15 protein-coding genes are annotated in these 22606 nt (G+C 73.6%); 8 read left to right on the forward strand and 7 right to left on the reverse strand.

Going from position 1 to position 22606, the window contains the following annotated elements; translation table 11 throughout:
• Window positions 1-156: 156 nt before the first annotated feature.
• The gene (locus ACFW5B_RS24845) at window positions 157-1335 is read right to left on the reverse strand and encodes a helix-turn-helix transcriptional regulator (RefSeq protein WP_386443571.1); all 1179 of its coding nucleotides are present in this window, start codon (window positions 1333-1335) and stop codon (window positions 157-159) included.
• A gap of 2 nt (window positions 1336-1337) precedes the next feature.
• A complete protein-coding gene (locus ACFW5B_RS24850) occupies window positions 1338-2270 on the reverse strand; it encodes a DUF4097 domain-containing protein (protein WP_386443574.1) in 933 nt (310 codons plus the stop codon).
• Window positions 2271-2465: 195 nt separating this feature from the next.
• Here ACFW5B_RS24850 and ACFW5B_RS24855 point away from each other — a divergent pair, with 195 nt between their 5' ends.
• Window positions 2466-2906, forward strand: a complete 441-nt coding sequence (locus ACFW5B_RS24855; protein ID WP_386443578.1) for a hypothetical protein — start codon at window positions 2466-2468, stop codon at window positions 2904-2906.
• Window positions 2907-3077: 171 nt separating this feature from the next.
• On the opposite strand, the gene ACFW5B_RS24860 is transcribed toward ACFW5B_RS24855, so the two are convergent.
• A complete protein-coding gene (locus tag ACFW5B_RS24860; RefSeq protein WP_018087464.1) occupies window positions 3078-3260 on the reverse strand; it encodes a DUF6104 family protein in 183 nt (60 codons plus the stop codon).
• A gap of 153 nt (window positions 3261-3413) precedes the next feature.
• On the opposite strand from ACFW5B_RS24860, the gene ACFW5B_RS24865 reads away from it, so the two are divergent.
• The 7 genes from ACFW5B_RS24865 (at window position 3414) to fxsT (ending at window position 15641) form a co-directional block, all read left to right on the forward strand.
• Window positions 3414-3833 carry a CU044_2847 family protein gene (locus tag ACFW5B_RS24865; protein WP_386443581.1) on the forward strand — a complete coding sequence of 140 codons (420 nt, stop codon included), beginning with the start codon at window positions 3414-3416 and terminating at the stop codon, window positions 3831-3833.
• Window positions 3833-6064, forward strand: a complete 2232-nt coding sequence (locus ACFW5B_RS24870) for a trypsin-like peptidase domain-containing protein (RefSeq protein ID WP_386443584.1) — start codon at window positions 3833-3835, stop codon at window positions 6062-6064. The genes ACFW5B_RS24865 and ACFW5B_RS24870 overlap by 1 nt, the downstream gene beginning before the upstream one ends.
• Window positions 6065-6413: 349 nt before the next feature.
• The gene (locus ACFW5B_RS24875) at window positions 6414-7469 is read left to right on the forward strand and encodes an AAA family ATPase (protein WP_386443587.1); all 1056 of its coding nucleotides are present in this window, start codon (window positions 6414-6416) and stop codon (window positions 7467-7469) included.
• Between the two features lie 5 nt (window positions 7470-7474).
• On the forward strand, window positions 7475-10864 hold the full coding sequence (locus tag ACFW5B_RS24880; protein ID WP_386443590.1) for an SAV_2336 N-terminal domain-related protein: 3390 nt from the start codon (window positions 7475-7477) through the stop codon (window positions 10862-10864).
• A 104-nt stretch (window positions 10865-10968) separates the two neighbouring features.
• Window positions 10969-11187, forward strand: a complete 219-nt coding sequence (locus tag ACFW5B_RS24885; RefSeq protein ID WP_386443593.1) for a YxD-tail cyclophane-containing RiPP peptide — start codon at window positions 10969-10971, stop codon at window positions 11185-11187.
• 157 nt (window positions 11188-11344) lie between these two features.
• On the forward strand, window positions 11345-12499 hold the full coding sequence (locus ACFW5B_RS24890) for an FxsB family cyclophane-forming radical SAM/SPASM peptide maturase (protein ID WP_386443596.1): 1155 nt from the start codon (window positions 11345-11347) through the stop codon (window positions 12497-12499).
• A 133-nt stretch (window positions 12500-12632) separates the two neighbouring features.
• Window positions 12633-15641, forward strand: a complete 3009-nt coding sequence (fxsT, locus tag ACFW5B_RS24895; RefSeq protein WP_386443599.1) for an FxSxx-COOH system tetratricopeptide repeat protein — start codon at window positions 12633-12635, stop codon at window positions 15639-15641.
• A gap of 106 nt (window positions 15642-15747) precedes the next feature.
• Here the strand turns inward: fxsT and ACFW5B_RS24900 are convergent, their stop codons facing one another.
• From ACFW5B_RS24900 to ACFW5B_RS24915, 4 genes are all read right to left on the reverse strand, one after another.
• A complete protein-coding gene (locus ACFW5B_RS24900) occupies window positions 15748-19524 on the reverse strand; it encodes a multifunctional oxoglutarate decarboxylase/oxoglutarate dehydrogenase thiamine pyrophosphate-binding subunit/dihydrolipoyllysine-residue succinyltransferase subunit (protein ID WP_386443602.1) in 3777 nt (1258 codons plus the stop codon).
• Between the two features lie 237 nt (window positions 19525-19761).
• Window positions 19762-20895: an ATP-binding protein gene (locus ACFW5B_RS24905; protein WP_386443605.1), complete on the reverse strand. Its 1134-nt coding sequence runs from the start codon at window positions 20893-20895 to the stop codon at window positions 19762-19764.
• Window positions 20892-21632 (reverse strand): response regulator transcription factor, encoded by a 741-nt coding sequence (locus tag ACFW5B_RS24910; RefSeq protein WP_386443608.1) that lies wholly within the window; start codon window positions 21630-21632, stop codon window positions 20892-20894. Before ACFW5B_RS24910 ends, ACFW5B_RS24905 begins: the two co-directional genes overlap by 4 nt.
• Window positions 21633-21704: 72 nt before the next feature.
• Window positions 21705-22469 (reverse strand): spermidine synthase, encoded by a 765-nt coding sequence (locus tag ACFW5B_RS24915; RefSeq protein ID WP_386443611.1) that lies wholly within the window; start codon window positions 22467-22469, stop codon window positions 21705-21707.
• Between the last annotated feature and the right edge of the window lie 137 nt (window positions 22470-22606).

Raw genomic sequence — 22606 nt, forward strand, 5'->3', positions numbered from 1 at the left:
GGGGGGGGGGGGGGGGGGGGGGGGGGGGGGCGCGGGGGGGGGGGGGGGGGGGCGGGGGGGCGCCCCCCCCCCCCGCCGCGGCGTTCGTCACGAGCCGTCGGTTCCGTCCCGGCGGGCCCGCCGGTTCGGCCCGCCCGGTCCGTTCAGTCCGTGCGGTCAGCCCGTGCGGTCAGTCCGGTCCGTCTGATCCGCCTGGTCCGCGTGGAAGGCGAACTGCTCGGGGTGGCGCAGCAGCGCGCCGATGTGGGCGGCGGCCGTGGACAGCCGGCGGCGGGACTCCTTGAGCTGGGCGGCCGTGACGCCGTGATCGCGTGCCGCGTCCCGCAGATCGTCGCGGAAACGGTCCAGCAGCCGGTCGAAGTCGCGGGCGGGGTCGTCGCCGGGCGGTTCCTTCGCCCACTCCGGGGCGAGCGGGGCCTCGGCCGCCGTGTCCGCTCCTGGGCCGTCCCCGGGCCGGTCGGTGCGCTCGACCGTCACCTTGGTTCCGGCGTTCCTGCCGGACCGCCCGGCCGCGCCCGGCTCGCCGGCGCCTCGCCGGGCGTCGGACGGGCCGCCGGTGAAGCGGCCGACCTCGCGGGAGACTTCGGACAGCGCCTCGCGCAACGCGCCCGACCAGTCGCCCGAGCGCACCGCACCCTGGGTCTGCTCCTGGACACGCTTGAGGATCCGCTGGACCTCCTCGCGCGCGAACTCCTGGGCGTCCTTGGCCTGTTTACGGGCCCGCTGGGCGTCCTGCTTGGCGCGCCGGCTCTCCTCCTTGGCCCGGCGGGCCTGCTCCTTCCACTCCTCCTTGGCGCGGCGGAACTCCTCCTTCGCCTGCTGCCAGGACTCCTTGTCGCCGAACGCGCCCTCGAAGTAGTCGGCGGCGTCCGCGAACGGCCCGCCGCCGGCGCCGTCCGAGGCCCCGCCGCCGGTCCGTCCGGCCTTCCCGGTGCCGCGGGCGTCCGTACGGGCCTGCTGGGCGGCCTCCCGGATCTCCCGGCGCAGGTCGCGCGCCGAACCGCTCACGTCCTCCCGGATGTCGGAGGCGAGCGCCGCGACCGACTCCCGGATCTCCAGTTCGAGGTCGGCCAACTCGCCGCCGCGGTCGGCGAGTTCGGTACGGCCGGCGTCGGTGAGGGAGTAGACCTTGCGGCCGCCCTCGGTGGTGTGGGTCACCAGGCCCTCGGCCTCCAGCTTGGCCAGCCGGGGGTAGACCGTACCGGCGGAGGGGGCGTAGAGGCCCTGGAAGCGCTCCTCCAGGAGGCGGATGATCTCGTAGCCGTGCCGCGGGGCCTCGTCCAGCAGCTTGAGGAGGTAGAGGCGGAGGCGGCCGTGGGCGAAGACGGGGGGCATGCTCAGAGCACCTTCTTCTCGGCGGACGGGTCGGTGGGGGAGCCCCCCTGAGGGCCGGGGGCCGGGCCGTCGCCGGGGTCGCCCGGCCGGTGCTCCTCGTCCCCGAAGGCGGGGCGGCGCAGCAGGGCCAGACCGCCGGTGACGGTGGTGGCCCTGAGGGTGCCGGTGCCCGCGCCGAGCGCGCCGGTGATCTTCTTGGCGCCCCACTGGCCGGTGACCCGCAGGGCGTCGAAGGCGTTGGAGACCGTGCCGCTCGCGGTGTTGGCCTCCACCGTGGCGTCGGCCGGGTCGGGCAGCCGGATGGCGACCTCCCCGGAGACCGTGTTCAGCGCGATGTCCGCGCCCCGGGCGGGGTCCAGGTCGAGGACCATGTCGCCGCTGACGGAGTCCGCGCGCACCGCCCCGCCCGCACCGTCGATGACCGTCAGGTCCCCCGAGGCGGAGTGGAACCGCAGATCGCCGGTGACCGACTGCACCTCGACATTGCCGGAGACTGTGTCCGCCCGCACCTCGCCGGTCAGCCCGACGAGCGTGGCGTCACCGGAGACCCCGCGGACGTCCGTACGCCCCGAGATGCCGGAGATCACCGCCCCGGCCCCGACCACGCCGACCTCGACCCGGGTGCCGGCCGGCACCGTCACCGAGATCACCGCGCTGCGGTGCCGGCCCTTGCGCTCCAGGAACTCCAGGAAGCCCTTCCAGGGCAGGTCGTCATAGGCGACCGAGAGGGTGCCGTCCTCGCACGAGACGGTCAGCGGCGGGCCGTGCAGCTCGCTGATCTCCACCCGGGCCGGGCTGCCGTCCGAGGTGCCGACGACGTTGACGGTGCCGCCGACCACGCGCACGCTCACGGCGTCGAGGGGGCCGGGGATCTCCAGTGTGCGTGGCTCGGCCACCTGCACCGGCCGTTGTGGCCACTCGCTCCGCGCTGACATTCCTGGCACCCCCTGGACAAGCCGTGCAACGCAACATATCGCGTCTCTTGAGGACACGATATATCGCGGCTTGTGGAAGTCAAGCGCCGATCCCGCCCGGAGGTGACCGCCGTCGGGTGCAACCGCGCGCCGCGGAAGGGGAGTCCTGGTAAGTGACCATCGATGTCATGGCGTATGCCATAGAGGAGTTGAACTGTGCGTACTTCCACGGGGCTGATCTCGACACTGGTGCTCGGCGCCGCTCTGAGCCTGTCGGCCACCGCCGCCCAGGCCGCCCCCGCCGGGCCCGCCGCCGCTTCCGTCTCCGCCTCCGCGTCCTGCAAGGGGCTGATCGCGAGTGCCAACTCACTGAACGACAAGGCCATTTCGGCCGACGGCGGCCGCCACTACAAGAAGGCCGCGAAGTACAACCACGCGACCCAGGGGAAGATCGTCAACGCCAAGGCGGCATGCCGGCACGCGCGCCACGCGGCGGAGATCCGGCATCGCCTCGACGCCGCCGGTGAGGCGACCGAGGCCGCCGAGTACCACAACAAGAAGGCGTACATCGAGCACGACCGGCAGGCCGGGCGGGAGGCTCTCCACGACGGGTACGAGGTGGAGGAGCAACTGCACAAGGCGATCAAGGCCCTCTGATCCGCGTACGCCCCATCCGCGGTTCCGCCGTGGTGCCGCCACGAAGGGCTTCGCTCGACGGTTCCGCCACGACGGTCCGCCGCCTCCAAGGGGGGCGGACCGTCCGCGCGGGACCCGGCCGCAGGGGAACGGGAGCGCCGGGCCCCCGGTCCCGGCCCGCTTCCCGGCGGTCTACTCGTCCTCGTCCTCGTCGTCCAGGCGGGCCAGCCAGGTCGCCAGCCGCTCCACCGGTACCTCGAAGTCCGGATTGAGGTCGACGAACGTACGCAGCTGGTCGGCCACCCAGGCGAGGGTGACCTCCTCCTCGCCGCGCCGGTTCTCCAGCTCCTCGATGCCACGGTCAGTGAAATACACGCGCTCTCCACCAGGGGTCATGGGTCATTACCGGCCAGGATAGGCAGGCTCACGGACCTCTCGCGCCACAGAGCGCCGGCCGCTAGCCTGATCACCTGTCAACGGTCCTGCGGCAATTGGCACATTGCCGCCCACGGGGCGCAGGAGGCCGTGATGCAAGATCGCGCACAGCGCATCGAACTCCCCGACGGCACGGAAGTCTGGGCCCGGGTCTCCCGGCTCGACACCCCGGGGCCCGACGGGGCGGACGACGCGGACGGGGAATTCGAGGACGTCGGCGCCTGGGATGCGCTCGGGGCCAGGGTCGAAGGGCTCCGCGAGGTGATCGGCGGGGTCGCCACCAGCGTCCGGGAGGCCGCCGGACGGGTCGCGCCGCACGAGACCAGCGTGACCTTCGGTGTGGAGCTGTCGGCCAAGCCGGGCAAGGCCGTCGCCCTGCTCGCGGACGGCGAGGCGAAGGCCAACCTCTCCGTCACCCTCACCTGGCGGCGCGACGACGGGGCGCCGTTGCGGGACGAGCCGCACGGGGCGGCCGCAGCCGAGCCCCGGGAGCCGGACGATTCGAGCCGCTGATGCCGAACTCCGAGAGCCGGGCCGACGGCCGGGCCGACCGCACCCGCTACGCACAGCTCCTCGACCACGCCGGCCGCGCCACCGTCGGACTGCGCGCCGCGCCGGGCCGCCCCGCCGCCCGGCTGTGGGGCAGCGGGGTGCTGATCGCCCCGGGATGGGTGCTGACCTGTGCCCATGTGCTCGCCGCGAGCGACGGGCGGCGCCGCGACACGGGCCCGGACGGGGTCCTCGGGGTCACCTTCGACGGTGCGGTGCTGCCCGCCCGGCTCGCCTACGACCTCAGCCGGCCGCATCCGGACGCCGGGCCCGCCGCGGCCCGCGCCGACCTCGCCCTGGTCCGGCTGATCGACCCGGAGACCGAGCACCCCTGCGCCTGGCTCAGCGACCAGCCCGCGACGCTCCTGGAGGACGCGTACATCTTCCGCGGACACGACCAGCCGGGCGCGGGTGCCGAAGGGGAGGGTGACGCGGACACGGGCCTCCGGGCGGACCGCGCCACACATGCCCCAGGCGCCGGGCGGGAGGGGTGTGATCCGCAGGACGGAGGCGGCCCGCAGGACGGGCGCCGCTCCCGTACGCCGGGGCAGCGGCGCGGCCCCCGCGCCGTCACCGGCCCCGTCGACCCCTTCATCGCGGTCCGCTTCGGCGCCCGTGACGCCCGGGGCCTCCAGTTCGGCAGCGATGTCCGGGTCACCCCGGGCGCCTCCGGCGGCCCGCTGCTCGACTGCGACCGCGGCGAGGTCGTCGGCATCGTCAAGGGCCGCCACCAGCAGGACCATGTCGGGCTGGCGGTGCCGGTCACCGCGCTGCGCGGGCTGGGGCCGGAGCACCTGGTCGAGGGTGCCGAGGACCTGGGCCCCGACCCGTACCACGCGCTGATGAGCCGGCACGACCGCTGGCACTGGGCCGGTCAGGGCCTCGGCCGGGCCGCCGGACCCACCTGGTTCGACGCCCAGCACGCGATCATGGCCGGACGGGGCCGTCTGTGGGGCGTACAGGAGCGGCTCCAGGCGCTGGACCTGCTCGCCCGGCTGCCCGCACCGCGCGATCCGCTGGTCGTGGAGGCCGCGGTCGGTGAGGTGCTGGAGCGCGGCGAACGGCCCGGCACCTGGCTGCTGCGTACCTGGCGGGACGGCCATGGCGCGCTCTACCAGGGCAGCGACCCGTACACCGAGCTGCGCGCCTTTGTGCACTATCTGCGGATCGTGGCGCAGCTGACCGCCGACGAGGTGCGCGACGTCCCGGGTGAAGCGGCCGCCGGGGTACGCGAACAGGCCGCCCGCCTCACGGAGTTCGTGCAGGCCAAGGCGGTGGTGCTGCAGCCGCAGGACCGCCGGAGGATAGGGCCGGTACGCCGCCGGCCGCGCTCGGTGCTCGTCGAGTTCGAGCCGCTCTTCTACGACGAGGGCGGGCAGGAGCTGTTCAACTGGTCGGTCAGCGAGGGCTACGGCCAGGGCCAGTGGCTGCGGGTGGACGTCCAGGAGTCGGCCGGCGGGGTGCCGTTCGAGCAGGCCAGGGAGCAGGTGCTGCGGCGGCTCGGCGGGCGGCTGCTGCGGGCCGACGGCGATGCCGGGCCGGGCGCCCGGGTCCGCCTGGAGGTCGCCGTCCCCGAAGGGCGCTGGGACACCGCCGCCGGCCAGTGGGAGGTCGCGGCCTCGACCCGGCGCACCGCCCGGCTGCGGCCGGTGGGCCCCGGGCGCGCGGTGATCCTGCGGGACCAGGGGCGGCGCGAACAGGTCGACCCGGCCTGGCTGCGCCGCTGGCAGGCCCTGGCCGCAGCGAGGGAACTGCACGCCCTGCGCATCCCGCCGCGGCCGGGCGCCGACGCCCGGTCCGGCTCCGCCGAGGCGATCTGGCGGCTGCTGGAGACGGCCGCCGAGGGCGCGCTGCCGGCGCTGTGCCACGCCGTCGCCGACGGGTTCGGCCGGGACGCGGTCGGCGTCGCCCTGGACACCGGCTTCCCGGCCGGGCTGTGGCCGGCCCGGGGGCACGGCGAGGAGCGGGACTGCGACGCCGGCTGCGAGGAGTTCCACCGGGGGGTGCGGGAGCTGCTCCAGGGGTCGGGCGGGGTGGTCCGGCTCCCCGAACTGGTCCGCCAGTTGCGGGCCAAGGCGGCGGAGGCCGCGGAGGAGGGCACCCACTGGGCGCGCGATCTGATCCTCCTCTACGACGACCCGGAGGACCCGATTCCGCCGCTGTTCACGGACCGGCCCCAGGTCTCGCCGCGATGAGCGGTACGGGGCGCCGCCCCCGGAGGCGCCGGGCGCCGCGCACGCCCCCGTGCACCTCGCACGCGCCCGGTGCCCACCCGCGCGGCGTCCGCCCCTCATGCGGCAAGTCACGTCCCGTACCTGGCACTTGGGAGCCCACGGCACCCAAGGGGGAGACCGGAAACCGCCCCGTGCGCTTCCGTCCGGGTGGGTACTGTCATAGCGTCGTGGAAGACTTGTTCGTGATGACGCGACTGCGTGATTGTGGGTGGCGGACGCAGGGGGAGGCCGAGCGGATGCCGACATCTCCGGTGCTCCGCCATGACCATCGCTCCTGACCGAGGCCTGGCCGGCGATGAGGAGTTCCGACGTGAGCGACTGGCTCATCTACCGTGGCGCGGGGGCACCGCACGACGGAATTGAGCATCTTCCGCCGCCGCCCCCCTGGCGCGATTTCGACGGCGGCCCCCTCGTGGCGCCGCCGGCCGCCCTCGACCCCTCCTCGGAACGCAGACTCGGCGTGCAGCACCGGGAGGCCAGCCACCACCGCCCCGGCGAGACCGAGCGCGAGCTGGTCAACGCCGCCCTCTACCTGCGCCGTCCGCTGCTGGTGACCGGTGCGCCGGGCAGCGGCAAGAGCACCCTGGCCCATTCGGTCGCCTACGAACTCGGCCTCGGCCGGGTGCTCGGCTGGCCCGTCGTCAGCCGCAGCACGCTCCGTGACGGTCTGTACGACTACGACGCCATCGGCCGTCTCCAGGACCTCCAGATCGCCCGCGCCGCCCCGGCCGCCGGGGAGGGCGGGGTGCCGGCCGGCCCGGACCCCACCGACGAACCCGGCGGCGGCATCGGCCGCTACATCCGCCTCGGCCCGCTCGGCACGGCCCTGCTGCCGGCCGCCCGGCCCCGGGTGCTGCTGGTCGACGAGCTCGACAAGAGCGATATCGATCTGCCCAATGACCTCCTCAATGTGCTGGAGGAAGGGGAGTTCCGGATTCCGGAGCTGGAGCGGCTGGCCGGATCCGCCCCCGAGGTGGAGGTGCTCAGCGACGACGGCACCCAGGTCACGGTGCGCGACGGCCGGGTGCGCTGTCATGCCTTCCCCTTCATCGTGCTCACCAGCAACGGCGAACGGGACTTCCCGGCCCCGCTGTTGCGCCGCTGTATCCACCTCCACATCCCGGTGCCCGACAAGGAGCGGCTCGCCGCCATGGTGCGGGCACACTTCGGCGAGGGCGCCGCCGAGCGCTACGAAGCCGTGATCGACCGTTTCCTGGACCGCGAGCCCGGCGATGTCCGCGCCGTCGACCAGCTCTTCAACGCCATCCACCTGACGCAGCGCGCCGGCTGGACGGACGAGGACGAGGAGGAGACGCGCCGGCGTCTGACGGCGGAGCTGATGCGGCCGCTCGACCGGACGAGGTGAGTCCGGTGCCCTCCGGGGAGCCCGGTCCGGGCCCCCTCGACGAACTGGTCGCCCGGCTGACCGCGGCGGGCCTGCCGGCCGACGCCCGCGGGATGGCCGACGCCCTCTGGCTCGCCCAGTGGATCACCCCGGGCGCCCCGCGGCCCGAGGGCGCAGCGGGCGAGGAGCCCACCCCCACGGACCGTCCGGACCGTGCAGATCCGGCCACTTTCCGGGTGGGACCGGCCGTGGCCCCCGGGGCCGTTGATGGCGACGGGACGGCAGTGAGCGACAGCGGGGCCGGACCGGTGGACGAGGACCTCGCGCCCGCCGCACCCCGGGACGGCGCCCGGCGCCGGGTCGCGGAGCTGCTGCCCGCCCATGACCCGGGGGAGAGCGCCACCCGGTTCCCCGACCCGGACCGGCAGCGCCTCGGCGAGGTCGCGGTCCCGATCGCCTCCGCGTTCCCCGGACTGCTGCCGCTCCAGCGCGCGCTGCGCCCCATCCAGCGCTACCGCCCGCCGGTCGCCCCGGTCCCCCGCACGCTCGACGAGCCCGCCACCGCCGAGCTCTCCGCCCACGCCGAAATGATCATCCCGGTGCTGCGCGGGGTGCACCGCAGGGCGGCCGCACTGCGGCTCCTGATGGACGGCTCGTCCTCGATGGCCGTCTGGGAACAGATGCTGCACGACCTGCGCCAGGTCTGCGAGCGGGTGGGTGCCTTCCGCGATGTCACGGTGCACTACCTCCATCCGCACGGCCCGGACGTGGGCGTCGCCGCGGCCCCCGGCCCCGGCCGCCCGCTGCGCCCCGCCGACCAGCTGTACGACCCGACGGGCCACCACCTCACCCTCGTCGTCAGCGACTGCGCCGGCCCCCTCTGGCGGGACGGCCGGATGCAGCGGCTGCTCTACCGCTGGGCGGCCGACGCCCCGCTCGCCGTCGTCCAGCCGCTGCCGCAGCGGATGTGGGCCCGCACCCTCCTGCCCGCCGTCGCCGGTACCCTCATCCGCCGCCAGGGCCCCTTCCAGGCCCTCGACTTCCGGCCGGCCCGGCGCCGCCGCCGTCCCGCCGGGCCACCGGGCGCCGCGCCCGAAGTGCCCCGCGAGCGCGCCGTTCCGGTCCTCTCCGCCACCCCTTCCGCCCTCGGCTCCTGGGCCCGGCTGGCCGCCGCCGACGCCGGTCTCTCGCTGCGCGGCGCGGCCTCCGTCGTCCGGGCCGACCACGGCACCGAGCTTCCGGCGGGCCCGCCGCCCGCGCCCGGCCCCGCCGCCCCGGCCCGTATGGTCCGCGAGTTCGACCAGCAGGCCTCACCGGCCGCCCGGCTGCTCGCCGTCCACCTCTCGGCCGTCCCGCTCGCCCTGCCCGTCATCCAGCTCGTACAGCGCGCGATGCTGCCGCACACCGGCCCGGCCGAGCTGGCCGAGGTTCTGCTCAGCGGGCTGGTCACCCAACTCCCGCCGGACGAGCGGCCGTCGGGGGAGCAGTCCGGGGTGAGCGGCCCCTGGTACGACTTCGCGCCCGGGGTGCGGGACGAACTCCTCGCCCGGCTCAGCGCGGGCGAGGCCGCCCTGGTCCTCAAGCATTGCTCGCTCTACGTCGAGCGCACCTTCGGCCGCAGCGCCCGCAACTTCCCGGCCGTCGCGGTCGCCATGCTCTCCGGCAGCGGCCGGGAGCCGGAGACCGGCCGGCTGGCCGTCCCCGAACCCTTCGCCCGGGTCTCCGAACGCGTACTGCGCCGCTTCGAACCGGCGCTGCGCCCGCCCGCCCGGCGGCCGTACGCCTCCGACGGCCCCGCCGCCGAAGGCGCCGCCCTCCTGGAGCGCTACGAACAGGACCGTGCCGGACGGGATCTGATCGAGGCGGTCCGGCTGCTGCGCGCCGCCACCGCACGCCTGCCGGTGGCCGGCACCGACCTCGCCCGCGCGCTGCTGCACGCCTGGAGGGTCTGGCGCCAGCCGGACGCCCTGGAGGAGGCGGAGCGCGCGGCCCGCGCCGCGGAACGGGCGAGCGCGGCGGAACCGGCCGCCGACGACCAGGAGGGCGCCACGGCCGGCCGCGAGGCCGAGCGCACCCGGGCGCTGATCGTGCTCGGCCGGGTCGGCCACGCCCGCGCCCGGGAACGCCGCGCGGCCGGCACCCCCGCCGAGGAGCGCACCGCCCTCGCCGACGCCGCCCGCCATCTGCACACCGCCTGCGGGCTGATGAGCCTGCTGGACCCCCGCGTCCTGGAGAGCATGGTGTTACGCACCGAGGTCCTGCGCCGCCTGGCCGCCCTGCCGGCCGCACCGGACACCGACGGGACAGGCGACCCCGACCCGCTCGACGAGGCCGAACACTCCCTCACCACCCTCCTCGACCAGTGGCCCAGCGGCGAGCAGGTGCCCGGCGAGGTCTATGCCGCCCGCGGCGGCGTCCTGCTCGACCAGGCCCGGCGGGCCGCCTGCGGGGACACCGCAGGCCCGCACCCCGCCGAGGCGCTCGCCGTGCGCGCCGCCGACGACCTCGACACCGCCGCCGTCCTGCTGCGCCGCCGCGGCGGGGCCGCCGACCGGCTGGTCTGCGAGACCCTGCTCGATCTCGCGGCCGCCCGCCAGCTCCACGGCGGCGCCGCGCTGCCGTCCGTGCTGCCCACCCTCGAACGCGCCCGTGCGCTGGCCCGTGCCCTCGACGACCGGGCCCTGGAGGCCGCAGGTCTGCGCCGTACGGCCGCCGCCCAGCGCGCCGTGCACACCCGCACGGGCGACCTGACCGCCCTCGACGCCGCGATCGCCGCACTGGCCGCCGCCCTCCGGCTGACCACCCCCGATTCGCCCGAGCACAGCGCGCTGCTCGCCGAGCGCGGGGCGGCCCTGCTGCTGCGGGCCCGGCTGGAGCCGGCCGAGGAGCCCGGCCGGCGGCTGGCCAACGAGGCGGTGCACGTGCTGCGCGAGGTGCTGGGCCGGGTCGCGCCGCAGGACCCCGACCTGGGCAGCCATCGGCTGCTGTTCGGCCGCGCCCTGCGGCTGCGCTACGAACGCCAGCCCTCGCTCGCCGATCTGCACGAGGCCGACTGGATCCTGGAGCTGGCCGCCCGCGGCGCGGACGTACCCGACGCGGTGGCCGCCGAGGCCTGGCTGGAAGTGGGCGACGTCCAGCTGCTGCTGGACCGCCGCTTCGACTCCCGGGAGCGCCACGACCGGGCCGCCGCCTGCTACCGCCGGGCCGCCGCGGCCGCCCGCCGGGCCGACAGCGCCCTGCTGGCCGCCCGCGCCCACCACCGCCGCGGCGAGGTCCTGGAGGACACCGCAGGCCCCCGGTCCGCGCTGCACGCCTACCGCGAGAGCTGGGAGCAGTGGCAGCGGGCCGGTGAGGACACCGGCCCCGAGGCCCAGCGCACCCGCGCCCGTATGCGCGCCCTCGAATCCACCGCCTGACCGCCCCCAGCACCCGTCCGGCTGCCTGGCCGTCGGCACCGGAACGTGTTTCTGTGGACGGCAGTTCGGGAACACCCCCGTCCAGCCGGCCAGAGGAGAGCAGCGTGGCGACTACCCCCCGCACCGAACCGGCTGTGGCCGCCCCTCCGCGGCCGTCGGCCGAGCGGCTGCCGGATTTTGCCGGGGTCGACGTGGGCGTTCTGGCGGCACGGACCGGCCATGCGGTGCTGGGAGAGGTGGCGGCGCTGCTGCTGCGCAACTGGCCGTCGGCGGAGGACGCCGTCGCGTACTACGAGGACGGCCCGGAGAAGGCCCTGCACTGACCGCCGGGAGCGGTGGTTTTTGGGCAAACGTGCAAGCGAACCGGCCAGTTGCCGGGGGAATCCGGTTCCTTGCCCGGGAGCGGAGCCATGTACCAGACAGCGGGCCGGAGTTGGCGTGCCCGTACCTCGACGCAGGCACAAGAGCAGGGGGCGACCCGTGGCGGGGGAGAAGACCGGCCCGACCGCTGTCGTGCCCTTCCGGCAGTTCGTGCTCAAGGTCCACAGCCGCTGCAACCTCGCCTGCACCTACTGCTACATCTACGCCGGCCCCGACCGCAGCTGGCGCGCGCGCCCGCCCACGGTCCCCGCCGCCACCGTGCGGCAGACCGCTCACCGCATCGCCGAACACGCCCGCACCCACCGGCTGCGCGAGGTCCGGATCGATCTGCACGGCGGCGAGCCGCTGCTCACCGGGCCCGCCCCGCTGCTGGCCCAGGCCGCCGCCGTCCGCGCCGCGCTGCCGGCCGGCTGCACCGCGGACTTCGGCGTGCAGACCAACGGCACGCTCCTCACCCGCGACACGGTCGACACCCTCGGCGCGGCCGGGTTCCGGCTCGGCCTCAGCCTCGACGGCGGCACCCCCGGCCTCAACCGCCGCCGGGTCGACCACGCCGGACGGCCCTCCTGGCCCGCCGCCGCCCGCGCCGTACGCCTGCTGCACGAGCGGCCCGAGGTGTTCGCCGGCATCCTGTGCACCATCGACATCACCGCCGACCCCGCCGAGGTCCACGACTCGCTGCGCGCCCTGGACCCCCCGATGGTCGACTTCCTCCTCCCGCACGCCAACTGGTCCAGCCCGCCGCCCGCCCCGCCCGGACCGGCCGGCCGCACCCCGTACGGCGACTGGCTCTGCACCGTCTTCGACCTGTGGTGGGACGGCGGCCCCGGCCCCCGGGTGCGGGTGTTCACCGAGATCCTCGGCCTGCTCCTGGGCCGCCCCAGCTCCAGCGAGGCGGTCGGACTCTCCCCGGTCGTCGCCCTGGTCGTGGACACCGACGGCGCCATCGAACAGGTTGACTCGCTCAAATCCACCTACGAGGGCGCCGCCGCCACCGGCCTCGACGTCTTCCGCCACAGCTTCGACGACGCCCTGGCACACCCCGGTATGGCCGCCCGCCGCAGCGGCCGGGACGGCCTCGGCGCACAGTGCCGCGGCTGCGCCCTGGTGGAGGTGTGCGGCGGCGGCAACTACGCCCACCGCTACCGGGCGGACGCCGGGGGATTCCGCAACCCGTCCGTCTACTGCGCCGACCTGGAGCGCCTGATCCGGCACATCGCGGCCCGCCTGGACGCCACGGTCGCACTCAACTGACCTGCCCCCGAGATGACCTGACGCACTGTCGTCATATGGAGGGACACTTGGGCTATCGTGCCAAAGAGCCAGGGCGTGCCTGATGAGACAGCGTCTGCACGCGCGCACCATCGCATCCCAGGGAGACGGTCGCATGGTCGGTCAGGCCCACTTCTCCGGTCCCACCGGCTCCACCGAACACATCACCATCAGCTATGCCGGCTTCACCCGGCCCTGGGCCGCCTGGATCTCCCATCAGCTGGAGCAGCAGGGCCACGGCACGACCATGCTGCGCTGGGACCCCCAGGTGGACACCGCGCTGGTGGCGGAGCTGTCGGGGCTGCTGGAGGCCGAGGGCCGGCTGCTGATGGTGCTGGATGACTGGTATTTCCGGCTGGGCCCCAAGACGCAGGAGGAGTGGACCGCCGCGCTGCGGGAGGTGGTGTCCACCCACGCCGACCGGTTCGCCGCGGTGAGCGTGGCCACCCAGAGCCTGCCCGCCACGGCGTCCCTGCTGCGCCCCGCCGACCTGCGCGACCTGGACGCCCAGGAGGCCAACCGCCGGGTGCTGCAACGCCTCGGCCTCGGACCGGGCCGGACCGTGGACGAGGACGCGCCCGGCGCGCCCCGCTTCCCCAACGACCCGCCCGAGGTGTGGAACATCCCGCGCCGCAACAACCGCTTCACCGGCCGCGACCATGTACTCGAAGAGCTGCACGGCAAGCTGGCCGGCTCCGGCGCGGGCGCCGGCCCGCCGCTGGAGACCCGGATCGCGCTGTACGGCACCTCCGGCGTCGGCAAGAGCCAGATCGCCGCCGAATACGCCCACCGCTTCGGCAATGACTACGACGTGGTGTGGTGGATCAGCGCCACCAACAGGGGCGCCGCCCGCGAACAGCTCGCCGAACTCGCCACCCGGCTCGGCCTCCCCGTGGGCCGGGAGCTGGGCGACCGCATCCGCGCCGTCCACGAAGCGCTCCGCATCGGCCGCCCCTACCGCCGCTGGCTGCTGATCTTCGACAGCGCCGACGACATGGAGCAGATCGAGGACCTGGTCCCCGACGGCCGCGGCCATGTCCTGATCACCACCCTCACCCGCGACTGGTCGGGCTCCGGCAGCGCCCAGGAGATCGAGGTACGGCCCTTCGACCGCGTCGAGAGCGTCGCCTACGCACGGCGGCGCGCCCCGCGGCTGACGGCACTGGAAGCCGATCTGCTCTCCGACGCGGTCCAGGACCTGCCGCTGCTGCTCGCCCAGACCGCCGCCTGGCTCGACGCCAACCCGATGTCCCCCAAGGAGTACATCGAGCTGATCCGCCGCGGGGAGCCCAGCCTCGTCGGCATCCGGATCTCCTCCGACTACCCCATGGCCTTCCAGACGAGCTGGGCCATAACCCTCAACACGCTGCGCGAGCGCAGCCCGGCCGCGGTCGAACTCCTCAAGCTGTTCGCGTTCTTCGCCCCGGACACCATCCCCGTGCCGATGCTCGCCCGCGCCCGCCGCGGCGACCTGCCCGAGCACCTCGCCGACCTCGCCGCCGAGCCGATCAGCTGGAACACCGCGCTGCGCCGGCTGACCGAGTCCACCGCCGTACGCCTCGACTACCAGGTCTCCCAGGACGCCGACCCGGCCGTGGAGACCGCGCTGATGCACCGGCTCTACCACCGGTTCCTGCGCAGCGACATGCCCGAGGACGAGCGCGACCTGATGTCGGCGTGCGCCTGCCGGGTGCTGGTCACCGCCGACCCGCAGAACCCCTCCGACACCCGCTACTGGGAGCGCTACGCCGAACTCATCCCGCATCTGGAGCCGGCCGGCGTCCTCGACAGCCCCGAGCCCGCGGTCCAGCAGCTGCTGCTCAACTGCGTGGAATACCTGCGGGTCCGCGGCGAATACCGGATGGGCCTGCGGCTGTGCGAGCAGTTCATCTCCCGCTGGCGCACCCGTCTCGCCGCCACCCAGCGCACCATGCTCGTGCTCACCCACCAGCACGCCAACATGCTGCGCCGACTGGGCCGCTACCGCGAGGCCGAGGCGGTCGGCAGCGCCGTCGTCGACCAGCTCGCCGCCGAGCGCGACCCCTCCGACGCCGATCTGCTGCGGGCCCAGGACGGGCTGGCCGGCACGCTGATCGCGCTGGGCTCGTACCAGCAGGCCTACGACCTCTTCGACGCCGTCTGGCGGGCCTACACCGAGCTGCTCGGCCCGGAAGCGCCCCGCACCCTTTCCTCGCGGCACAACCTCGGCAGCGTCCTGGCGCTGCTCGGCCGGTACGAGGAGGCGCTGGTCACCCATCGCGAGGTGCTGTCCTTCCGGGAGCGCGAGCTGCGCGCCCGCCACCACCTCACGCTCAACGCGGGCACCGCCCATGCCCGCACCCTGCGCCTGCTCGGCCGCTACCGCGACGCCACCTCCAGCCAGGAACTCAACGCCCGGCTGCATCTCCAGGTGATGGGCGCGCACACCCCGCAGACCCTGCGCGCCGAGCACAATCTCGCGCTGTGCCTGCGCCGCTCCGGCGAGGTCACCCGGGCCGCCGGCCTGCTCACCGACCTCGTCGAGCGCTCCCGCCGGGTACTGGGGCCGCGCCACCCCGAGACGCTGATGGTGCGCGCGGACCAGGCCACCTTCCTGCGGGAGCACGGCGACCTCGGGCACGCCCGCGACCTCGCCGAGGAGGTCGCCGAGCGGTACCGCGCCCTGGCCGGTGAGCGCCACCCGTACACCGTCGGCACCCTGGGGAACGTCGGGCTGGTCCGCGGGGAGTTCGGGGACCCGGCGGACGCGCTGGACATCGCCGAGCGTGCGCTGCGCGGGATGGCCGACGCCATGGGCCCCGGCCACCCCTGGACGCTGGGCTGCGCCCTGAACGCCGCGGCCGCCCGCAACCGGGTGGACGACGAGGACGGCGCGGTGGAGCTGGGCCGCGACACCCTGGAGCGGGCCAAGGCGACGCTGGGCGACACCCACCCGCTGACCCTCTCCGCGAAGACGGCGCTCTCCGAGGACCTGCGGGCGCTCCGCCGCGGCCAGGAGGCGGCCAAGCTCGAACAGGAAGCGATCGGGCAGCTCTCCGAGACCCTGGGCGCCGAGCATCCGCACACCCTGTCCGCCCGGCGCCGCCGGCGCCCGTACTGGGACTTCGAACCGCAGCCCGTCTGACGGGACCGCCCAGCGCACACTCCCCGCGCACGCGGAAGGGCCCGCCCCCACCGGGGACGGGCCCTTCCGCTGTTGCCTGCCGGCTGCTCCGGCGGCCTCGGCGCCGTTACGCGTCGAAGGCCTCCGAGACCAGCTGCGCCTGCTCTGCCTGGTGGCGCTTGGCGGAGCCGACGGCCGGCGACGAGGAGTGCGGCCGGGAGATCCGGCGCAGCCGCTCGCCGTGCGGCACGTCCGCGCCCACGGCCAGGTCGAGGTGGTCGATCAGGTTGAGGCCGAGGAACGGCCAGGCACCCTGGTTCGCCGGCTCCTCCTGCGTCCACAGGTACTTCTCGGCGTTGGAGAACTTGGCGATCTCCGCCTGGAGCTCCTTGCCGGGAAGCGGGTAGAGCCGCTCGATACGGACGATCGCGGTGTCGTGCGCACCACGCTTCTCGCGCTCCGCGTCCAGGTCGTAGTAGACCTTGCCGGAGCAGAAGATGACCTTGCGGACGTCCTCGGGCTTGACCTTGGTGTCGCCGATGACCGGGCGGAAGCCGCCCGACGTGAACTCGTCCGTCCGCGACGCCGCCGCCTTCAGACGCAGCATCGACTTCGGGGTGAAGACGACCAGCGGCTTGTGGTGCGGGTTGTGGACCTGCCAGCGCAGCAGGTGGAAGTAGTTCGACGGCAGGGTCGGCATGGCGACCGTCATGTTGTTCTGCGCGCACAGCTGGAGGAAGCGCTCGATCCGGGCCGAGGAGTGGTCCGGGCCCTGGCCCTCGTAGCCGTGCGGGAGCAGCAGGGTGACGCCGGAGGTCTGGCCCCACTTCTGCTCCGCGGAGGAGATGAACTCGTCGACGACGGTCTGGGCGCCGTTGACGAAGTCACCGAACTGCGCCTCCCACATGACCAGCGCCTCCGGGCGGGCCAGGGAGTAGCCGTACTCGAAGCCCATCGCCGCGTACTCGCTGAGCAGCGAGTCGTAGACGTTGAAGCGGGCCTGGTCCTCGGAGAGGTAGAGCAGCGGCGTGTAGTCGTCGCCCTTCTCCCGGTCGATGAGCACCGCGTGCCGCTGGCCGAAGGTGCCACGGCGGGAGTCCTGGCCGGCGAGCCGGACCGGGGTGCCCTCCATGAGCAGCGAGCCGATGGCGAGGGTCTCGCCCATGCCCCAGTCGATGGCGTTGTCCTCGACCTGGGCCGCGCGGCGCTGCAGCTGGGGCAGCAGACGCGGGTGGACGGTGACCCGCTCGGGGATGTTGACCTGGGACTCGGCGATCCGCTTGACGACCTCCTGGGAGATCGCGGTGTCCACGTAGACCGGGAACTCGGCCTTGGGCTGCGGCACCTCGGGGGCCACGGGGGCCGTGGTGGCGTCGCGGACCTCGGTGAAGACCTTCTCCAGCTGGCCCTGGAAGTCCTGCAGCGCCTGCTCGGCCTCTTCCAGCGTGATGTCGCCACGACCGATGAGGGACTCGGTGTAGAGCTTGCGCACCGAGCGCTTCTTGTCGATCAGGTCGTACATCAGCGGCTGGGTGAAGGCCGGGTTGTCCGACTCGTTGTGGCCGCGGCGGCGGTAGCAGATGAGGTCGATGACCACGTCCTTGTTGAACGCCTGGCGGAACTCGAAGGCCAGCCGGGCGACGCGGACGACGGCCTCGGGGTCGTCGCCGTTGACGTGGAAGATCGGCGCCTCGATCATGCGGGCCACGTCGGTGGCGTACATGGACGAACGCGACGACTCCGGGGCGGCGGTGAAGCCGACCTGGTTGTTGATGACGACGTGGACCGTGCCGCCGGTGCGGTAGCCGCGCAGCTGGGACATGTTCAGCGTCTCGGCGACCACACCCTGGCCGGCGAACGCCGCGTCACCGTGCAGCTGGATCGGCAGGACCGTGAAGTCCGTACCGCCCTTGTTGATGATGTCCTGCTTGGCGCGGGCGACACCCTCGACGACCGGGTCCACGGCCTCCAGGTGGGAGGGGTTCGCGGTGAGCGAGACCTTGATCTGCTCGCCGTCCAGGCCGGTGAAGATGCCCTCGGCGCCCAGGTGGTACTTCACGTCGCCGGAGCCGTGCATCGACTTCGGGTCGAGGTTGCCCTCGAACTCGCGGAAGATCTGCGCGTAGGACTTGCCGACGATGTTGGCCAGGACGTTGAGGCGGCCGCGGTGGGCCATACCGATGACGGCCTCGTCGAGGCGCGACTCGGCCGCGGCGTCGATGACCGCGTCCAGCAGCGGGATGACGGACTCGCCGCCCTCCAGCGAGAAGCGCTTCTGGCCGACGTACTTGGTCTGCAGGAACGTCTCGAACGCCTCGGCGGAGTTCAGCCGGCGCAGGATACGCAGCTGCTCCTCGCGCTCGGGCGACTTGTGCGAGCGCTCGACCCGGTCCTGGATCCACTTGCGCTGCTGCGGGTCCTGGATGTGCATGAACTCGATGCCGGTGGTGCGGCAGTACGAGTCACGCAGCACACCGAGGATGTCGCGCAGCTTCATCATGGACTTGCCGGAGAAGCCGCCGACCGCGAACTCGCGCTCCAGGTCCCACAGGGTGAGCCCGTGCTCGGTGATGTCGAGGTCGGGGTGCTTGCGCTGGTGGTACTCCAGCGGGTCGGTGTCGGCCATGACGTGGCCGCGGACCCGGTAGGAGTGGATCAGCTCGAAGACCCGCGCGGCCTTGGTGACGTCGTCGTCGTGCGAGGCGTCGATGTCCTTGAGCCAGCGGACCGGCTCGTAGGGAATCCGCAGCGACTTGAAGATGTCGTCGAAGAAGTCGTTCTCGCCGAGCAGCAGCTGGTTCATGATCCGAAGGAACTCGCCGGAGGCGGCGCCCTGGATCACGCGGTGGTCATAGGTGCTGGTCAGCGTCATGACCTTGGAGACACCGAGCTTGTTCAGGGCGTCCTGCGAGGTGCCCTGGAACTCCGCGGGGTAGTCCATCGAGCCGACGCCCATGATCATGGACTGGCCGGGCATCAGCCGCGGCACGGAGTGGACCGTGCCGATGCCGCCCGGGTTCGTCAGCGACGCGGTGACCCCGGTGAAGTCGTCCATCGTCAGCTTGTTGTCACGGGCCCGGCGGACGATGTCCTCGTAGGCCTGCCAGAACTCGAAGAAGGTCAGCGTCTCGGCCTTCTTGATGGCGGCGACGACGAGCTGGCGGTCACCGTTCGGCTTCACCAGGTCGATGGCCAGACCGAGGTTGACGTGCTCGGGCTTGACCAGCGTCGGCTTGCCGTCCTTCTCCGCGAAGGAGTAGTTCATCGACGGCATGGCCTTGAGGGCCTGCACCATCGCGTACCCGATGAGGTGCGTGAAGGAGACCTTCCCGCCACGGGCGCGCTTGAGGTGGTTGTTGATCACGATGCGGTTGTCGAAGAGCAGCTTCACCGGCACCGCGCGGACGGACGTGGCCGTCGGCAGCTCCAGGGAGGCGTTCATGTTCTTCGCAACGGCGGCCGACGGGCCGCGCAGCGTGACGAGCTCCGGGCCCGCTTCGGCGGCCGGCTTCGCGGCGGCCTTGGCCGGCTCGGCCTTCGCCGGAGCCGCAGCCTTGGCCGGAGCGGCCTTCGCCGGCTCGGCCTTCGCCGGGGCCGGAGCGCTCGCGGCGGGCTTCGCCGGGGTGGCCGGCTTCGGCTCGGCGGCGGGCGCGGGCGACTGCGCCGGGGCGGCCGGAGCGGGGGCAGCGCCCTCCGCCGGCTGGCTCGGCGCGGTGGCGGAGCCCGGCTTGTAGTCGGCGAAGAAGTCCCACCAGGCTCGGTCTACCGAGTTCGGGTCCTGGAGGTACTGCTGGTAGATCTCGTCGACGAGCCACTCATTGGGACCGAACGCGGCAGCAGGGTTCTTACCCTGCCCCTCTTGGTCGGTCGAGATGCTCGAGCTGTTGGGGGACTGTAGCGACACGGCGGCAACCGCCCTCTTCCGCTTCCTAAGGTGGTGGACAGCGGGAATAAAGGCTACGCCTGTTGCGACCCTTGGTGCAGGCCGGGAGGGGTACTCGTCGTGTACGTCACATTCCCGGTCGGGTTTCAGGGCATGACTTGGCGGGAAACACACGAAGTTTGCCTCTGGGCGGGTAGGAGTGATCGCCGCCACACCCCGGAGGACGTGCTTCCACTACCGACCTTACGTCAGCGGCCGTCAGCTTCGAGCTGACTCCAGCCCCGGAAGAGTGACCCGGATCCGGCAACCGCGGGACGACTCGGCCACGCCGATGCGTCCGCCGTGCAGATCCACCGCCCAGCGCGCGATCGCCAGGCCCAGGCCGGTGCCGCCGTCGGTGCCGGGGCCCGAGGTGCCCGGACCGCCCCGGTTGAACCGCTCGAAGACCCGGTAGCGCTCCGCCTCCGGGATGCCGGGGCCCTCGTCCTGCACCTCCACCACCAGGCTCTCCGGCCCCTCGCCGCGGCGTGCGTGCACCGTGACCCGGCCGTGCCGGGGGCTGTGCTTGATCGCGTTGTCGATGAGATTGGCCACGACCTGGTGCAGCCGCTCGGCGTCCGCGTGCGCGGTCAGCTCCGGCGGCGAGACATCGAGGTGGAGATGGACGTCCGTACGGGTGTGGGTGCCGGAGCCGGCGACCCCCGACAGCCCCGACAGCGTGGCGGCGCCCCGGCTCATGTTGGCCTCCTTGAGCACCCCGGACAGATACGGCCAGACCTCGAAGCGGCGGGCGTGCAGCGGCACCACCCCGTTGTCCAGACGGGACAGGTCCAGCAGGTGCTCGACCAGACGGCCCAGCCGCTCGGTCTGCTTCAGCGCCGTGCGCATCGTCTCCGGGTCCGGCTCGCAGACGCCGTCGACGACGTTCTCCAGGACGGCGCGGAGCGCGGCGATGGGGGTGCGCAGCTCGTGCGACACATTGGCGACCAGCTCCTTGCGGTGAGTGTCCACCGCCTCCAGATCGGCCGCCATCCGGTTGAAGGCCTCCGCCAGGTCGCCGAACTCGTCACGGCGGCCCGAGCGGACCCGGCGGCTGTAGTTACCGCGCGCCATCGACCGGGTGACGTCCGTCATCTCGTCGAGCGGGGCGGTCAGGCTGTTGGCCACGAACTGGGTGATCAGCAGCGAGGCGATGATCGAGAAGATCGTGATCACCCGCAGCTCGGTCGCGGAGTGCATCGCGACGAACACCAGCAGTGTGGTGATGATCACCGAGACGCTGACCAGCGCCCCGAGGGCGGCCTTGACCGAGCGGTACGGATCCAGGGGGCGCAGGCCCTCCCAGATCCGCTGCCACAGCTCGTCGAGCGGGGTGCGTGGCCACCGCCTCATGCGGGCGGGGTCTCCAGCGCGTAGCCGACGCCGTGGACCGTACGGATCCGCTCGGCGCCGATCTTGCGGCGCAGCGCCTTGATGTGGCTGTCGACCGTACGGGTGCCGGAGGCGTCCGCCCAGTCCCACACCTCGGCCAGCAGCTGCTCACGGGAGAGCACCGCACGCGGGGTGTTCGCCAGGCAGACCAGCAGATCGAACTCGGTGGGGGTGAGGTGCACATCGGCGCCGCGCACCCGGACCCGGCGCTGCGCGTGGTCGATCTCCAGCTCGCCGAGGCGCAGGATGCCGCTGCGCGGGGTGTGCGCGGCCAGCGCGGCGCGCTCGACCCGGCGCAGCAGGACGTGCACCCGCGCGGCCAGCTCCCGCATCGAGAACGGCTTGGTCATGTAGTCGTCGGCGCCGACGCCGAGGCCCACCAGCATGTCGGTCTCGTCGTCCCGGGCGGTGAGCATCATCACCGGCACCGGCCGGGAGGCCTGCACCCGGCGGCACACCTCCAGGCCGTCGAAGCCCGGCAGCATCACGTCGAGGACCAGCAGATCGGGCTGCCAGGCCTCGGCGGTGTCCACCGCGGCCGGGCCGTCGGTGGCCGTCTGGACCTGGAAGCCCTCGGCGCGCAGCCGGGCCGCGATGGCCTCGACGATCGTCGGGTCGTCCTCCACGACCAGGACCCTGCGCTGGGCTCCCGGCGTGGCCGCGGCGCCGCCGCCCTGCGTTGTCTGAGTCTGGTCCATCGCCCGCCCCTGCATCCCCTGCGTGGTCGCGTCTTGCTGGGCAGCAGCGTACGGGCATGGTGCGACTGTCGGCTACGCGCCCTTGCGCGCGAGATGGACGACGTCCGGGACGCCTCGGACAACGGGGATCTCTTCCGTATGTACCCCGCTGAAACCGGCATTTCGTAGCGCTTCCTCAAAGGCGGACGAGGGCTGCGCGGACCAGACGGCGAGCACTCCGCCGGGGGGCAGGCGGTCGCGGCAGGCGGCCAGTCCGGCGGGGGAGTAGAGGCTGTCGTTGTCCTCGGTGACCGTCCAGTCCGGGCCGTTGTCGATGTCCAGGCACAGCGCGTCGTAGGTGTCCTGGCCCGCTTCCGTGCGCAGATGGGCGACCAGGTCGGTGTGCAGGATCTCGCTGCGCGGATCGGCCAGCGCGTCCGCGGAGACGGCCGACAGCGGGCCCGTGCGGTGCCAGTCGATGACCGCCTCCTCGCGCTCGACGACGACGATCCGGCCCCAGCGCGGCTGCCCGGCGGCACGGGCCAGGGAGAAGCCCACGCCGAGGCCGCCGATGAGCACGGCGGGGCGGGTGCGGCCGGCCGGCAGCGCGTCCAGCGCGGCGTCGATCAGCAGCCGCTCGGAGCGGCCGTCGGAGGTGTCCATCAGGAAGCAGCCGTTGGCGATGATCTCGTAGATCACCGGCGCCGCGGGGGAGTTGGCGCCGTCGGCACCGGGGGCCGCGGCGGGTCCGCCCCGCTGTCGCAGCACCACCTCGCCGTACGGGCCCTCGCGGCGGTCGAGCGTGCGCGGGGCCTCGGGGGCGCCGGTCGTTGCCTGGAGCGGTGTCACGGGAGCCATGGCGCCATGGTGGCCAATACGGGGCACGCCGGTCCAACGCGTTCGGGCCGTCTCGGCCGGCCGTATCTGCCACCGGTTGCCCGGACGTGAAGCATCTGCGGACGGTTGCCTGATGTGATGGATCTCACTCTCACAGC

It is taken from the genome of Streptomyces sp. NPDC058773, from assembly GCF_042746015.1.
Taxonomy (GTDB): Bacteria; Actinomycetota; Actinomycetes; order Streptomycetales; family Streptomycetaceae; genus Streptomyces.